The organism is Polyangium sp. 15x6 (assembly GCF_029960785.1).
Classification (GTDB): Bacteria; Myxococcota_A; Polyangia; order Polyangiales; family Polyangiaceae; genus Polyangium.
Genome location: NZ_JASBQE010000122.1, coordinates 1 through 16,109, shown reverse-complemented (window position 1 = coordinate 16,109; position 16,109 = coordinate 1). Strand labels below are relative to the sequence as shown.

Here is a 16,109-nt window from a genome sequence, read left to right as displayed (position 1 = left end):
CCGTGGACGGACTACTTGAGCCGCGCGTCACACGTGGCGCAGCGCTTCGGCACGGCATCCTTGTGGTAGACCTCGCCGCACCGGCCGCAGAGGCGCGCGTCGCGCTCGAACGCGATGAGCTTGCCGCTCGCCTTGCACTTGAGCCCCGCGACCTGCGCCGGCTCGAGCGGCAGCGTCTCGGCCGCGCCCTCGCTCCCGTTCTCCAGCGCCCCCGCCTTGATGTCCTCCATCTTGGCCGGGATCCGCTCGCGCGCCTCGCGCAGCACCTTGCCCGCCGCCTCGGGCAGCGCCGCGAGGGAGATCATGATCGACGTCCCCTCCCCCTCCACGGTCAGCGTCCGATCGCCGAGCACGATCCGGCGCACTGCATGCCACGCGATCCGCTCGATCTCGTTCGCACCCTTCTCGACCCCGACGCCCGCGTCGCCCACGCGGATCGTCTGCGCTGGCCGCGGCCCGAACAGCGCCGTCACGAGCAGCACGGCCGCGCCGGCCGCGAGCAGGTACGGCGCGGCCTTGTGCGGCCCGAGCGCCTCGTCGCGCAGCCATTGCCCGTACGTCCCGGCCCCGACGAGCACCGCCGCCACCGAGAATGCGAGCACCGACAGGATCGCCGACGGCGAGCTCTTCGGCTCGAACCGCTTCTCCGTGCGCGGATCCGAGCGGAGCTTCAGCACGACCTCGTCCCGCGAAGGCGCCTTCTTTCCGCCCTTCTTCGTCTTTGCCTCTCCCATCGTCCCTCGCGCTTGCTCTATCGGATGCGCTGCCCGAACGCAATCCAACCGCGGTAGACTCGGCCTCGCATGCTCGGTCGCCTGGCCACCTACGTCGTGCCCGCGGCCTCGGTGACCGTCACCGCGCTCGTGCTCTTCGGCCCGGGTTCGCCGAACCCCGCGCCCTTCGTGCGGGTCCGCGGCGTGCCCGTGGCCGGCGGCCGGACGCTCGCGCTCCGCCTCGAAGGCGCGCGAAGGCTGTTCGGCGTGGACGACGTCGCGGCCCTCGAAGGCGTGACCGTCGAGGTGACGGACGCCGGAGCGCTCCTCGCGCCCCGGGCGGTCTCGCTCGGCCCGGACGGCGTGGGCGAAGCCTCGGTCGAGAAAACCGCGCCGCTCACCGGCCCGCTCGATGTCCGGGTTCTCCAGGGGAAAACGGTCCTCGCCGAAGGGATCGTGCCGCTCCGGGCGCCTCCTCCGAAGGGCGCCCCCGCGGGCGACATCGCGGGCGACATCGCTGGCGTTTCGAGCGGCCATCACCGCTTCTTCGTGCGCGCGCGCCGCGGCCACCTCGTCTCGCCTTTCCCCGAGGCGCTCGATGTCTCCGTGGGCCTGCCCGAGCACGTCTCGCCCTATCGCCCGAGTTTTGCGGGCATCACGCTCTCGCTTTCGGCGCCCGGCGCGACGATCACGCCCGAGAAAACCGACACGGACGAGCGTGGCGCCGCCTCCTTCACGGTCACGCCCCTCGCGCACCACGTCGAGCTCGCGATCACCGCGCGTGATCCCGACGGAAACGAAGGCCGCTGGGAAGGCCTCTTGCCCGTGCGTCCGGGCGCCATCTGGCTCGACCCCGACCTCCACGCCGGCCTCACGTTCGTCTCGCCCGCCCCGCGCGATCGTGTCTACGCCTCCATCGTCACCGACGCGGGCCGCATCCTCGGCGCGGTCGTCCCCGTCACGCGCGACGACGTCGGTTTTTTCCGCGGTCACCTCGACGTGAAGCCGCCGGAAGAGCCCGCGCAGATCATCCTCTCCGGCGACCCCGGCGAGCGCGGCGACGCCACGACGGCCTGGCCCCTCGGACCTCACGCCGCATCCGCCTCCGCGCCCCGCCTCGAGCTCCTCCTCGATGGATCGGCCGCCGCCGAAGCCCGCGAACAGGCAAGAGCCTCTTCGGCGCGGCGCGCGGCCGTCTTCCTCGTCGCCATCGCGGCCCTCGCGGAAGTCCTTTTGATCCTCGTGCGCACGCGGGCGTCGCAGCGCGCTCTCGACGCGAACCTCGCCGCGGCCGTCTCGCTCGAAGCGAGCGACGAGGCCGGCGCGCCCATTCCGTCCGAGGACCAACGACGTATCGTGGAATCCGCGCGCGAGAGTCATCCGGCGCTGCGCGTCGCGCTCGTGATCACGCTCGTCGTGCTTGGTTTTGCGCTGTTCGCGGCCCTGTCCACGTTCCGCCGCTGATCGTGGGACGGCTTGCCAAGGGCCTCGGAGTCGTGTCTGATCGAGGTTCGCGGTTTCCATCCACCCCCACGAGGAATGTGCCGATGGCTTCCAGGCTCGCGTTCGGTTTGGTTCTTGTCCTGATGGGCTGCGGAGGCGGAGCGCCTCTTCCGGAGACGAAGGAGCCCTCCGCCGCGGCCAAGGTCAACGTGCCCGAGATGCAGCGCAAGGCCACCGTTCGCGTCAAGGCCGAGCTGCCCGAGGACGTGAAAACGGCGTTCGTCGAGACCGTCAAGAAATCGCGCCTCCCGGACGCCATGGGCACCGCCGGCGTGGGCTGGACCTCGACCGGCAGCGGTTTTTTCCTCAAAACACCGGACGGCAAGGGCCTCGTGCTGATCACGAACCGGCACGTCGTCGACAGCGCGCCGAAGGTCACGATCATCCTCGACGAACACACGTCGCTGAACGATTGCGAGGTCCTCTATGTCGACGACAAATACGATGTCGCCGTCGTGAAGGTGCCCGAGAGCCTGGCGACGAGCGCCATTGCGGTGGCCACGCTCTCGGATGGCACCACGAAGAACGACGAAGCCGTGCAGGCCTCGGGATATCCGCGCGTCGGGGATCAGCAATCGTACAGGCTCACGAGCGGCACCATCTCGAACGCCGATTTCTCGGTCACGGTGCGCGGCCACAAGTCCTCGTTCCTGCAGCACACGGCCGCGATCGATCCGGGCAACAGCGGCGGCCCGCTCTTCCGCAAGGACTCGCTCGACGTCATCGGCATCAACACCCTGACGATGCGCTCGAACGACAACCTCTACAGCGCCGTCCCCGCCGCCACGGTGAAGGGCGTGCTCGATCGCGCCTTCAATGTGCCGTCGAAGACGGACGTAAAGGCGACGATCAAGCAGATCCAGGGCTCGTGCAAGGAGCTCACGGACGAGCTCAGCATCGGCGGCGAGCCTCCCATTTCGACGGTCTCGCTCGTCTCGGATCGCCTCGTCGCCGAGCGCGGCGTGCCCACCTGGGAGCTCAGGTACATCGAGAATGAACCTCCGCAGCGCAACGAGGAGACGGGCGAAATCACCCCGGGCAAACCCAAGGTCAACGAGGAGGCCTTCGGCGAGCTCGTGTCCGCCGTGAAAAAAGGCGACGTGATGGAGCACCTGCGCGGGCTCACGTTCGCCTATCTCTACGTCGACCTGAAGCGGCAAAAGGGCATCACGGGGGATCCTTGCTCGCGCGTCGTCGAGAAGGACGTGCGCGATTACGACGATCGCGGATTCGTGCGCGTGGGCATGGATCTCGGCTCGGGCGAGCGCCGGACGATGCGCTTCCGCTTCGAGCAGGGTCACTGGCGCCTCGCCGGATACGAATGAAATACGAGGAGGCAGGGGCCTCCGCCTGCGCGGGGCACTGAAAACAAGGACTCCTGCGAGTACGACTTTCTGGATCTGCTCGGGTTGTCCTGCGCCAGGGCGTTTCTCGCCGCGGCGCCGCTTTCCCCTTCGCGACTCGCCTTCGCTTCCCCTGGCGCCTCGAGCCCCATTTACGACCACGGACGAGCCCCCTACCATTCTTGTGGGGCAACACGGGAGAAGCCTCTCGGGGGGGCATCCATGCGAGACAATTCCATAACCAGAATCTGGGTGAGTTGGGTCGCGGTGGCGCTGATCTCGATCGGCGCCGGGAGCGCGGAGGCTCAGACCATTCGCCTGAGCGTGGACTTGAGCGAAGCGCCCCGCCGGATCTTTCATGCCAAGTTGATAATCCCCGTAACACCGGGACCTCTTACTCTGCTGTATCCCAAGTGGATTCCCGGCCACCACAGCCCGGAGGGCCCGATTGCGAACCTCGTTGGACTGAAGTTCACGGCCGCGGGCCAGACGCTCGCTTGGAGACGCGACGACGTGGACATGTATGCCTTCCATCTGGAGGCGCCTGCCGGAGCGAATGCCATCGAGGCCGAGCTCGACTACATCTCACCCAGCCAAGCAAGTGAGGGTTCGGCGGCCAGTGCGCAACTGGCTGTGTTGAGCTGGAATCAGGTCTTACTCTCTCCCCAGGGCCGCGCGCCCGGCGATCTGACCTATGCCGCCACGTTGCGCCTTCCCGCCGGGTGGAAGTTCGGCACCGCGCTACCGGTGGCAAGGCAGAGCGGGGAGACCATCGAGTTCGACCCTGTATCTCTGACGACCCTCGTGGACTCGCCGGTCCTCAGCGGCGCTCATTTTCGGACGATTCCGCTCAGCGTCTCCGGCCTGCCGCCTCACCAGATCGACATGGCCGGCGATTCCGAGTGGGCGCTGGAAATGCCGTCAAAAATGGTCGAAAACTACCAACGACTGGTCACCGAGGCCCATGCCCTTTTCGGCGCTCATCCCTATCGCAGTTACCGTTTCCTGGTATCGCTCAGTGATCACGTGGGTGGTTACCTCGGACTCGAACACCATGAATCCAGTGACAACCGGCCTCCGGAGCGTTCCCTCGGCACCTACGGCTTGCAGCAGCTGACGGGCAGCTTGCTCTCGCATGAGTTCGTGCATTCCTGGAACGGGAAATACCGTCGCCCCGCCGGCCTGGCGACACCCGATTTCGAGCAGCCGATGAAGGGAGAGCTGCTGTGGGTCTACGAAGGACTCACGGAACACCTGGGGAATGTGCTCGCGGCCCGCAGCGGCCTCTTCACGCCCGAGGAATTTCGGGAGGATCTTGCGAGCACCGCTGCGTATCTGGATCGCACCCGGCCAGGACGCACGTGGCGACCCCTGGCAGACACGGCGATCTCGGCACAGGTCCTCTACGACGCGCCGCAGGAATGGAGATCCTGGCGACGGGGCACCGATTTCTACGATGAGGGGGTGCTGATCTGGCTCGAAGCCGACGGGATCATCCGCCACCAGACCCAGGGCCAGCGGTCGCTCGACGAGTTCATCCGCCTCTTTCACGGCGGAAGCGGCGGCGTCCCCGAGATGAAGCCCTACACGTTCGACGACGTGGTCGCTGCCCTCGATGACGTGGCTCCCTACGACTGGAAGGGTTTCTTCGACGCTCGATTGAACTCCACGGGACCGCGCGCTCCGCTCGGAGGCATCGAATCGAGTGGGTGGAAGTTGACCTATACCGACAAACCCAACGAGCTCGCGGAATCCATTGACAAGGAGTATCGACGGGTAGCAGACTTCAGCTATTCGATCGGGCTACGGGTTCGCACGCGCAACGAGGACGGGAAAATCCTGGACGCCATCCGCGGTATGCCAGCGGAACTGGCCGGCCTTGCGCCCGGCATGAAGCTGATCGCGGTGAATGGACGGCAATGGTCCGCCGAAGAACTCCGACACGCCCTGCGGACACGGAAGCCCATCGAGCTGCTGGTGGAGAACGCAGGGTTTTATAGGACGTATTTCGTGAACTACACCGAGGGGGAGAAATATCCGCACTTGGAACGCGACGCCTCGAGACCCGATCTGCTCGGTGAGCTCATCAAGCCTCGGGCGAGCGCGAGCGAACACCGCAAAAACTGACAGTCTGCCGCTTCCGCTCCCTCCGCGAGCAGGCTCGAGCTGCCTCCGCGTGATACCCTCCCGCTCGTGCGCTCCCACGTCCTCGCCGGCTGCCTGCTCCTCGGCTTGCCCTTCGCCGCGACCGTCCTCGCGCCGCCCAGCGCCGAGGCCGCGGACTTCGACCCGTCCGGGCGCAACCGCAAGAAGCCGCCGCCCAAGCCCGGCCCCGGCGGGGGCAAGCCCGCGCAGCCGAAGCAGCCGAAGCAGCCTCAGGGCGACCCGGAGGCGGGGGGCAAGGGCCCGGGGAGCGACGCGCTCATCGCGCGGTACACGGCGATCGTCATCTCGCAGCCGAGCGCGCCGTTCCCGCTCCAGCGGCTCTCGCAGCTCTATCGGGAGCGCGACGGCAACATCAAGAAGCTCGTCGAGGAGTTCGAGAAACGCGCCGCCACGCCGGGCGCCGACGCCTGGGCCGCGAAGGTCGCGCTCGCCGGCATCTACAAGCTCGACGGCCGCCCCGAGGACGCGGTCAAGACGTACGAGGCCGCGATCGCCGAGAAGCCGAACGATCCGCAGGCGATCCTCGCCCTCGCGCAGCTCCAGTCCGAGCGCGGCGACAAATCCGCCGCCCGCGCGAGCTACGAAAAGGCCCTCGCCCTGCTCAAGCCCGGCCCGGATCTCGAGCAGACGACGCGCACGCTCCTCGGGCTCTGCCTCGATCTGAAGGATTTCGAGGCCGCGAAGAAGTATCACGACGCGCTCGTGAAGGCCGCGCAGGGCTCGCTCTTCGTGAAGGCCGAGCTCGGCCGGGAGCTGCTCGCGCGGTCGCTCTACGATCGCGCCGAGGTCGAGTTCCGCGAGCTCGTGAAGGCCGCCGCCGGCGACAACCGCGCGCTCGCGCCCGCGCTCCGCGATCTCGGCCAGGTCCTCGCGCGGCAGAAGAAGACCGAGGAGGCGCTCAGCGTGCTCAAGCGCGCGCTCTCGGTCGCGGGCGGCGCGGCGGGCGTGCGCGCCGAGATCCTGGTCATCATGACCGACGCCTTCCGCGCCGAAGGCAAGCTCGCCGAGCTCATCCCGATCCTCGAGGCCGAGAAGGCGCAGGACGCGCAGCGCCTCGCCACGCTGGGCGGCCTCTACGAGGAGACGGGCGACGTCGACAAGGCGATCGCCACGTACCGCAAGGTGCTCGGCATCGACAGCCGCGCGATCGACGTGCGCCTGAAGCTCGTGCACCTCCTGCAGACCGCGGGCGAGCTCGACGCGGCGATCAAGGAGTACGAGGCGCTCATCAAGGCCGCGCCCGGGAACCCGGACTTCGTCTTCGAGCTCTGCGAGACGCTGATCCAGCGCGGCGATCGCCCGAAGGCGTTGAAGCTGCTCACCGAGCTCGAAGCGCGCGTCGGCAGCGAGCCCGAGATCCTCGCCGCCGTCGCCGACTTCTACGAGCGCGTCGAGGAGAAGGACAAGGCCCTCAAGGTCCTGCAGAAGCTCGCGGCCTCGGGCGGCGCCGACCACACGTACATCGTCGATCTCGGCGATCGCTACTACCAGGCCGGCGACAAGAAAAAGGCCCTGGAGACGTGGGCGCGCATCAAGCAGGTCGTGCCGAACCGCGCGCGGGCGAACTCCCTGCTCGGCGAGGTCTACCTCGACCACGACATGCCGCTCGAAGCGCTGAACGCGCTGCGCGAGGCCGTCCAGCTCGAGCCGACGAACGTCCGGTACAAGAAGAACCTCGCCATCGCGATCGAGCGCACGGCCGCGTCGCTCGGCAGCGCCGCGTCGCGTTACGCCGAGGCGCGCGTGATCTGGGAGGAGCTGCTCGCCGGAGCGCAGAACGACAAGCTCCTCGCGCGGGAGGCGCGCACGCACATCGTGAGCTTGTGGTCGCTCGCGCACGAGCTCCCGGGCCGCGTCGCGCCGCTCACGGCGCGCTTCAACGCGACCCCGCCCGACCTCGAAGCCGGAAGGCTGCTCGCCGAGGTGCAGCGCCGCCTGCATCGCCTCGCGGACGCCGAGGCCACGCTGCGCAAGGTCACCGAGCTCGCGCCCGGCGACGAGGAGAGCCTGCTCGCGCTCGAACGAATCTTGGTGCTCGAACAAAACCTGCTCGGCGCGATCGGCGTCCTCGAAAAACTCGTCGAGGTGAACCCCAAGCGCGCCCGCGAGTTCTACCAGCGCATGGCGCAGTATGCGGCCGAGCTCTATCGGGACGACGACTCCATCAAGTACGCCGCGCGCGCCGTGGAGCTCTCGCCCGAGGACGCGAACGGTCATCAGAAGCTCGGCGACATGTACCGCCGGCGGCAGGACTACGTCCACGCGATTGCCGAGTATCGCCAGGCGATCCAGCGCAACGACCGTCTCTTCCCGGTCTACTTCGACCTCGCCGAGTTGCTCCTCTCGAGCGGCCAGGTCGACGAGGCCGATCGCCTCTTCCGTCGCGTCGTGCGCTCATCGCCCGACGAGGAGCTCGTCTCGCGCGCGGCGCGCATGAGCATGCAGATCAACCTGGGCAAGAACTCGCTCGAGTCCCTCGAACGCGAGCTCCTGCCCGTCGCCGTCGGCAACCCGCAGAAGGGGATCTACCGGCGTCTGCTCGTCGAGCTCTACGGCGCGATGACGCTGCCGCTCGTGCAGAAGGTGCGTCACGAGGGCGGCACGTCGCCCGCGGCGAAGGCGGCCCGCGCGGAGCTCGCGAAGATCGGCGCGCGCGCGATCAAGCCGCTGCTCGACGCGCTCGCCGACGACAAGGAGTCGCAGCAGAAGATCGCGATCGAGGTGCTCGCGTACGTCGAGAACAAGAGCGCGGGACCGGCCCTCTACAACTACGCCACGGGCCAGGCCGACAAGAGCCTGCGCGTGCGGGCCATGATCGCCTGCGGCGCGCTGCGTGATCCGTCGATCCTGCCGCGCTACGAGCAGATGCTCGCGCCGAAGGACACGGGCGCGGCGCTCCTGCCGAGCGACTCCATCGCCGTCGCCGCAGCCTGGGGCGTGGCGCGCATGGGTGACAAGAAAGCGGAACCCTTGCTGGTCAAACTTCTCGGCTCGACCTCGCCGGAGGTGCGCGGCGTCGCGGCCCTCGGCCTCGGGCTGACGCACGACAAGAAGTACACCCCCGCGCTGGTGGCCCTCGCCCGCGCGCCCGAGGCCGGCGCGACCGCGCGCGCCGCAGCCGTGCACGCGCTCGCCGAGGTCGGCGCTTCCCAGAGCGAAAACCTCCACATGCTCGTCGCGCTCGCCGACGCGAACGAGCCGATCCTCCGGCAGGCGGCCCTCGTGGCCCTCGCGCGCCTCGCGCCGAAGGGCGACGCCGCGCAGAGCGCCTCGGCCGAGAACGCCCTCGCGTCGAGCCTGTTCGCGACCGACGAGTCGATGCGCCGCACCGCCGTCGCCGCCGCGACCGCGCTCGCCACGAAGAACTTCTCCCGCACGGGTGAAGCACTGCCAGTGCCCGATGGTCCGCTTTCCATGAAGGAGATCCTCGCAGGCCTCGGCCCCGACGCGGCACACCTCGCGTCCGCCCGCGCCCGCGCCCTCGTCGCGCTCGCGCCCTCGCTCGAACGCGCAGCCGTGGCCGCAGCCTCGACCTCGCCCGATCGCGCCCGCGTCGTGGCAGACGCGCTCCTCGCGAGCGACGTGGAGCTCTCGCTCGCGCCCCTGCTCGGCCGCGACGACAAGCTCGATCCCGAGGCGGCGCGCGCGAGCTCCGCCGCGATCGAGCGCATCGCCGCCGCCGTCGTCCCTGCATTCGTCGCGCTCGTCCGCCATCCAGCGCTCGAGGTCCGCACGCGCGCAGTCGAGCTCCTGGCGCGCAGGCCCGAAAAAGAGGCGCAAGACGCCGTGATCGACGCGCTCTCCGATCCCGAAGAGAGCGTGCGTCGAGCCGCCCTCGCCGCGCTCGGCAAGATCAAGCACCCAGCGACCATCGCCGCCGTCGCGCGCCTCGGTCGCGAAGCCCCGAGCTGGCCACTCCGCGTGCGCGCCGCCGAAGCACTCGGTCGTCTCGGCGCGGGCGCAGGCGGCCGCGTCGCCTTCGACACGCTCACCACGATCGCGCAGGAGGACCCGTACGCCCTCGTGCGCGAGGCCGCAGCCCTCTCGATGGCCTCACTCGACCGCGCCGCCGCCGAGCCCATCCTGCGCAAGCTCTCCACGAGCGACCCCGAGCCCCGCATCCGCAAGACGGCCGCAGACCTGCTCGCCGGCAAGGCCACGAACTAGGCGCTGCGCCGGGGCTCTGCCCCGGACCCCGCGGGGGCTATCCGCCCCTCGACCCGGACCAGGGCAAGCCCTGGACCTCAGGGGGAAGAACTGCGCGATGCGCAGTTCTTCCCACAGGGCCGGTGGCAAGACCAGGGACAGCGTTGCCAGTCACGGCGGTCTTGGTCGGCAGGGTCGTAGCTGGTCTTGCCTCGACCTGTTCGATGAACTGCGCGAAGCGCAGTTCATCGACCCCGGGTCCAGCGCTTGCGCTGGTCCGGGTCCAGGGGCGGATAGCCCCTGGTGGGGCCTGGGGCAACGCCCCAGCGCGGCGCCCGGTCAAACCCGTTCCGGGATCGGCCCTGCCATGTTCATGATCTCCATCCGCACCGACGCACCTGCCTCGACGAGCGCGTGTTTCGTCTCGGGATCGTCCTCCACGACGACCTGCGTGAACGTGTCCTCGGGCCTCGCGTGAGGCCGGAGGGCTTCGAGCAGGGGCCGAACGAGCGTCGGCCCTGCCACGCGGAACGGGAATGAACCCGGGAATGACGGATTGAAACAGGCAAACCCTACCCGCGCCTCCTCTGGCTGCGCCGCGTCCACGAGCCGGAGCAGCACCCACCCCGCTCGCGCGCGACAGATCGTGATCGCACCGATGGGCAGGCCAAATGCCGCCTCCAGCGCCGCGTCCTCGCGCGGATCGATCACCCGCGCCGTGATCCCTTCTTCTTCGCCGGGCAGGCGTGCGAGCGTCTCCCAGCCGATCCGCATCGACGTCGACTCGTACACCTTCGCCAGGCCGAGCGACGAATACAGCGCGATCGCCACGGTGTTCTCGACCTTCACGTTGAGACACCAGCGCGAGCAGCCTGCCGCGCGGAATCGCTCGGCGCTCGCCTGCATCAGCGCGCGCCCCGCGCCTTTGCCGCGCGCCTCGGGCGCGACGACCACGTGGCGCACGTACCCCGTCTCCTTCAGCACCACCACGTACGCGTACCCCACGATATCGCTCCCTTGCTCCAGGATCAGCGTGTGGGGCATGAGCTCCGCGGCCCATGGCTCGCGCGACAGCGTGGGATCGTCCGTCCCGAGCTCGGGAAACAGGCGCGCGTACGTGTCGTAATCGGCGGCCGTGGCGGGCCTCGCCGAGAAAAACGCAGACATGGATGGGAGCGTAGCACCGAAGGCCTTTCGCTCGCCTTCGCGCGGCCTCGTCAAGCTGCCTTGCGCGTGCCTTGGGCGTCCACCGAGAGCTCGCGGAGCTCCGGCTGCTCGACGTCCCAGCCGCGCAGCACGACGGCTCCGCGCATCCAGCGCATGTGCCGCCGTTCATCCTCGAAGTTCGCCGCGACGAGCGTGCGGATCTCCTCCGGCAGCCCCGCTTGCAGCGCCGACGCGTAGGCGTTGTTCGAGAGCTCCTCGTTGCCGCGCATCGCGAGCACCGCCGTCCGATCTTCCTGCGAGGCGAGCGAGGTGAAGCCCTGGATGATCACGCCCTTCGTATCGAGCTCGCTCGGAGGCTCGATGCCCGCGCTGCGGATGTGCTCGCCGAGCTCGCGCACGTGCCGGAGGTGGTCCTCTCGGAACTCGGAGAACTTCCCCAGGATCTCCTCGTCCTTGCAGACCCCGCGCGCCACCTCGTAGGCCGCTGCGCACGCGAGATCGAGCGCGATGAGCTCGTTCAGACACTGGAGGATCTTCTCGTCCATGCCTCTTCCCTTCCGTCCCGTGGAGGGCGCCGCGCCCTCGGGGGGCTACCTGGCGAGGCCACGCATCCCCCGCAAGCGCCGCGCGCGCCTCGGAGGGTTTTTCCTGCCAGACGCGCCTCCCGGGCTCGGCCTTTCGAGAGGCGCGCGAGCCCAGGCAAAACCATGCGCCCTGGTCGCCCTCCCGGCCCTCCCTTGCGTTCCCCCCGCCGTGTCTGCTACATGGCGCCCCCTACCCATCACCGCGCGAGTGATCTCGCGCCAAAACGGAGGAAAGACATGGCACGCAAGGCACCGCTCGCGATCGTCAAGGAAAAGTTCGGCGAGAAGGCGAAGCTCGTCGAGGCGCTCAAGGGCTTCATGACGGAGGACCTGTGGGTCGGCCGCACGAGCTCGGACCGCGGCGGCGACAAGGGCCTCGATCACGTCTCGAACGCCAAGCTCCTGCGCCTCCACGCGACCTTCTCCGAGGTCAAGGAGAAGTTCGGCACCCGGGCCAAGCTCATCGACGCCATCCTGACGGCCGAGAACCGGTCGAAGGACGCCGGCTACCGCAAGCGCCTCGAGGCCTTCCCGGTTCCGCGCCTGTACGACCAGTACAAGGCCGCGTCGAAGCGCGCCAAGGCGGCGACGGCCGCCAAGGCCTGAGCCCGCTCCCCCTTCCCCTCCTCCTCCCCTTCCCCTCCTCCCGTTCGTCTGTCCCGTCCTCTCGGCATCGCACCCTACCCTTGAAGGTTCGACCTTCCTGGCGTATTGAGCCGCAGCACGGACGTACCGGAAGACCGACGTCCGTCGCACAGCATTTCACGTTCAAAGCCGCCCCTGGCTCCCTCGCGCGCTGCGAGGGAGCTCTGCCCCGAACAGCACGTCGCGCAAGGGCCATGGCCCTCGGGTCCCAAGGGAGACGAAGACGTTGACCAGCAGCCATCACGACACCGACACCGACGCGTGGAGCACCGACGACGCGAAGGCCCTTTACATGATCGACCGCTGGGGCCGCGGCTACTTCGACGTGAACCCCACGGGGAACATCACGGCGGCGCCCCTCCAGGATCGAGGTCGCAAGATCGCCCTCATCGACGTCGTCGAAGAGGCGCGTGATCAGGGCCTTCGCACCCCGCTCCTGATCCGCTTCCAGGATCTCTTGCACCACCGCGTGCGGACGCTGAACGAAGCGTTCAACCGCGCGATCTCCGACCTCAAGTTCCGCGGCACCTACCGTGGCGTGTTCCCCATCAAGGTGAACCAGCTGAAGGAGGTCGTGGAGGAGATCCTCGAAGCGGGCCGGACCTACCACTACGGCCTCGAGGTCGGCTCGAAGCCCGAGCTCTTCGCGGGGCTCAGCGTCCACACCGACAACGAGTCGCTCATCGTCTGCAACGGCTACAAGGACGAGAACTTCATCCGCACCGCGATGATCGGCCGCAAGCTCGGCAAGAAGGTCATCCTCGTCGCGGAGAAGCTCTCCGAGGTGCGGACGATCGTTCGTGTTGCAAAGGAAATGAACGTGGAGCCCATGCTCGGCCTCCGCGTTCGTCTCATGACGCAGGGCGCCGGCAAGTGGGCCGAGAGCGGCGGCGAGCACGCGAAGTTCGGCCTGTCCACGGCGGAGATCCTCGCGGCATGCGGGATCCTCGCGGAGGCGGGCATGAGCTCGGCGTTCAAGCTCCTGCACTTCCACATCGGCTCGCAGGTCCCGGACATCCTCGTCATCAAGCGCGCGGTGCGCGAGGCGGCGCGGCACTACGCCAAGCTCCGCAAGATGGGGCACCGCATCGAGTACATGGACGTCGGCGGCGGCCTCGCGATCGACTACGACGGCTCGCGATCGACGTTCCACTCGTCGATGAACTACTCCGTCGAGGAGTACGCGCGCGACATCGTCTTCAACATCGCGGACATCTGCGACGACGAGAAAGTCCCGCACCCGAACATCGTGAGCGAGTCGGGGCGCGCGATCGTCGCGCACCACTCGGTGCTCGTGGTGCAGGCGTTCGGCTCGATCGAGAAGACCCCGGAGGCGCCGATCGACATCCAGACGGAGGAGCACAAGCTCATTCGGAACCTGCTCGACACGCGCGACAGCCTCTCGGTCCAGAACCTCGCCGAGTCGTGGCACGACATCCTCCAGGCGAAGGAGGAGTCGCAGAAGATGTTCGAGCTCGGGCTCTTGAACCTCGACGTGAAGGCGCGGGTCGAGGCCTTGTTCTGGGAGACCGCCGAGCGCATGCAGAAGCTCATCACGGCGCTCGATCCCGCGGAGATCCCCGAGGACGTCGTCGAGCTACGGAACAAGCTCGCCGACCAGTACATCTGCAACTTCTCGGTGTTCCAGTCGCTGCTCGATCACTGGGCGCTCGGCGCGCTCTTCCCGGTCGTGCCGATCCATCGGCTGCACGAGCGGCCCGGGGCGGAGAGCACGCTCGTCGACATCACGTGCGACTCGGAGGGCAAGGTCTCGAAGTTCATCGACCTCTCCGACGTGAAGGAGACGCTGCCGCTCCACGCGCTGCGCGGCGACGAGCCGTATTACCTCGGCATCTTCCTCACCGGCGCCTACCAGGACATCATGGGCGACATCCACAACCTGTTCGGCCGGGTGAACGAGGTGCACGTCTTCCTCGATGACGACGAGGAGTGCGGCTACTACATCGAGGAGACGATCGCGGGGAACCAGATCCGCGAGGTCCTCGCGCTGACGCAGTACGACACGCAGAGCCTCATCGCGAAGGTGAAGGCCCAGGTCGACGGCGCGATCAAGCAGGACCTCCTGAAGCCCACCGAGGGCATGCGCCTGCTCGCCGATTACGAGCGCGGCCTCAAGGATCAGACCTACCTCAGCTTCTGAGGGCGCCCGCCCCCCGGGCGCCCGCCTCCCGCGAGCTCCGAAACCACCCGCCCACCCGGTCGCGACCGCCTTCGAAGTGGTCGAACCAATCGAGACCGCCGCGCGCGGCACTTCAAACTGGTTTCGAACCACCCAAGACCGCCGCGCGCGGCTCTTCGAAGTGGTTTCGTGGCCCGTCTCCCCGGTCGCGACCGCCCCCCGAGGTGGTTTCGTGACGCGACGGAAGGGCGTGCTCGCGGCGCCTGTGTCAGGATGCGCGCCCAGCGCCACCCGAACGCCTCGTGGCGCGCCGTACGAACGAGGCGAGCCGTCGATGCGATCCCCGCTTTTGCCGATATTCCTCACCGTCTTCGTCGACGTCCTCGGCCTGACGCTCATCCTGCCGCTGCTGCCGTATTACGCGAAGGATTACGGTGCGTCGGATTTCCAGGCGACGCTTTTGACCTCGGTCTACGCGGCGGCGATGTTCGTCTCCGGCCCGATGCTCGGCCGGCTCTCCGATCGTATCGGACGAAAGCCAGTGCTCCTGCTCAGTCAGGCCGGCACGCTGATCGGCTGGCTCACGCTCGCGGCCGCCCACAGCCTGGAGATGCTGTTCGTCGGCCGGATCATCGCGGGCCTGACGGCGGGCAACCTGAGCATCGCCCAGGCGTACATCTCCGACGTCACGAAGCCGAACGAGGAGCGCACGCAGGCCTTCGGCTTCTTCGGGATCGCCTTCGGCACGGGCTTCTTGCTCGGCCCCGGCATCACGGCGCTGCTCACGTACGTCTTCCGCGATGATCCCGATCCGCTCTTCAAGTACAAGCCGCCCACGCTCGCAGCCGCAGGGCTGAGCCTGCTCGCGATCCTGCTCACGGCGTTCTTCCTGCCAGCGCGCAAGCCGACAGCCCAGACGGGCCGGCGTCTCTCGGGAATGGCCGAGTACCTGGCGCGTCCCGGCCCGCGCAAGCACCTCGCCGAGTTCTTCTTCTTCAGCCTCTCGTTCGCCGCACTCACGGGGGCGCTCGGCGTCTACCTGAAGAAGCAGTTCGACTACGAGCTGCACGAAGCAGGCCTCATCTTCGGCCTGTCGGGGCTCATCGGCGCGATGGTGCAGGGCGGGATGCTCAAGCGGCTGGTGAAGAGGCTCGGCGAGGAGCGGCTCACCGCGATCGGCCTCGGGACCATGGTCCTCGGCTATTGCCTGCTCGGCCTGGCCACGAACGTCGGGTTTCTACTGGTGCTCGTCGTGCTCGGCTCCTTCGGCGCAGCCGTGGTACGCCCAAGCGTGACGACGCTCATCACGAAGAGCGTCCCCAAGGAAGAGCAAGGCACGGTACTCGGCGTGAGCCAGTCCCTCGGCAGCCTCGCGCAAATCGCAGGCCCCGCAGCAGCCGGCTGGCTCATCGATCGCGACCAGGTCGTGATGTACGGCCTGTTCTGCGCCGCCTTCAGCCTGCTCGGCCTCCTCCTCGCGCTGCAACGCCGCGGCGTCGAGCGTCCGGTGGAGCAAGCGCCCGCGGAGGGTTGAGAGCGGGGCGTTGCCCCGCACCCCAGCAGGGGGCTGTCCGCCCCCTGCACCCCGGACCAGCGCAAGCGCTGGACTCGGGGTCGATGAACTGCGCGATGCGCAGTTCATCGAACAGAGGCCCTGCCAAGACCACGAGCGGCTTCGCCAGCCGAGACGGCAGCGCTGCCG

General features: G+C 68.4%; 10 protein-coding genes. 7 read left to right on the top strand and 3 right to left on the bottom strand.

Features of this window, described 5'->3' with window-relative positions; translation table 11 throughout:
* Window positions 1–11 precede the first annotated feature (11 nt).
* The gene (locus tag QHF83_RS46505; protein ID WP_282424586.1) at window positions 12–734 is read right to left on the bottom strand and encodes a hypothetical protein; all 723 of its coding nucleotides are present in this window, start codon (window positions 732–734) and stop codon (window positions 12–14) included.
* A 69-nt stretch (window positions 735–803) separates the two neighbouring features.
* Between QHF83_RS46505 and QHF83_RS46500 the strand changes: the two genes are divergently transcribed.
* The 4 genes from QHF83_RS46500 to QHF83_RS46485 all read left to right on the top strand — a co-directional run bounded on the left by QHF83_RS46500 (window position 804) and on the right by QHF83_RS46485 (window position 9,892).
* Complete coding sequence (locus QHF83_RS46500) at window positions 804–2,177, top strand: hypothetical protein (protein ID WP_282424585.1); 1,374 nt, start codon at window positions 804–806, stop codon at window positions 2,175–2,177.
* 83 nt (window positions 2,178–2,260) lie between these two features.
* Entirely contained in the window at window positions 2,261–3,541 is a 1,281-nt protein-coding gene (locus tag QHF83_RS46495) for a serine protease (RefSeq protein WP_282424584.1), read from the top strand.
* A gap of 240 nt (window positions 3,542–3,781) precedes the next feature.
* Window positions 3,782–5,686, top strand: coding sequence for a hypothetical protein (locus tag QHF83_RS46490; protein ID WP_282424583.1), 1,905 nt, complete (start codon window positions 3,782–3,784; stop codon window positions 5,684–5,686).
* A gap of 66 nt (window positions 5,687–5,752) precedes the next feature.
* Window positions 5,753–9,892: a HEAT repeat domain-containing protein gene (locus QHF83_RS46485; protein WP_282424582.1), complete on the top strand. Its 4,140-nt coding sequence runs from the start codon at window positions 5,753–5,755 to the stop codon at window positions 9,890–9,892.
* Between the two features lie 318 nt (window positions 9,893–10,210).
* Here the strand turns inward: QHF83_RS46485 and QHF83_RS46480 are convergent, their stop codons facing one another.
* Window positions 10,211–11,038: a GNAT family N-acetyltransferase gene (locus tag QHF83_RS46480; protein ID WP_282424581.1), complete on the bottom strand. Its 828-nt coding sequence runs from the start codon at window positions 11,036–11,038 to the stop codon at window positions 10,211–10,213.
* 50 nt (window positions 11,039–11,088) lie between these two features.
* The gene (locus QHF83_RS46475; RefSeq protein WP_282424580.1) at window positions 11,089–11,583 is read right to left on the bottom strand and encodes a ferritin-like domain-containing protein; all 495 of its coding nucleotides are present in this window, start codon (window positions 11,581–11,583) and stop codon (window positions 11,089–11,091) included.
* Window positions 11,584–11,859: 276 nt separating this feature from the next.
* On the opposite strand from QHF83_RS46475, the gene QHF83_RS46470 reads away from it, so the two are divergent.
* The 3 genes from QHF83_RS46470 (at window position 11,860) to QHF83_RS46460 (ending at window position 15,941) form a co-directional block, all read left to right on the top strand.
* On the top strand, window positions 11,860–12,228 hold the full coding sequence (locus QHF83_RS46470) for a hypothetical protein (protein ID WP_282424579.1): 369 nt from the start codon (window positions 11,860–11,862) through the stop codon (window positions 12,226–12,228).
* 265 nt (window positions 12,229–12,493) lie between these two features.
* Entirely contained in the window at window positions 12,494–14,428 is a 1,935-nt protein-coding gene (gene speA / locus QHF83_RS46465; protein ID WP_282424578.1) for a biosynthetic arginine decarboxylase, read from the top strand.
* Window positions 14,429–14,741: 313 nt separating this feature from the next.
* Window positions 14,742–15,941 carry an MFS transporter gene (locus QHF83_RS46460; RefSeq protein WP_282424577.1) on the top strand — a complete coding sequence of 400 codons (1,200 nt, stop codon included), beginning with the start codon at window positions 14,742–14,744 and terminating at the stop codon, window positions 15,939–15,941.
* Window positions 15,942–16,109 lie beyond the last annotated feature (168 nt).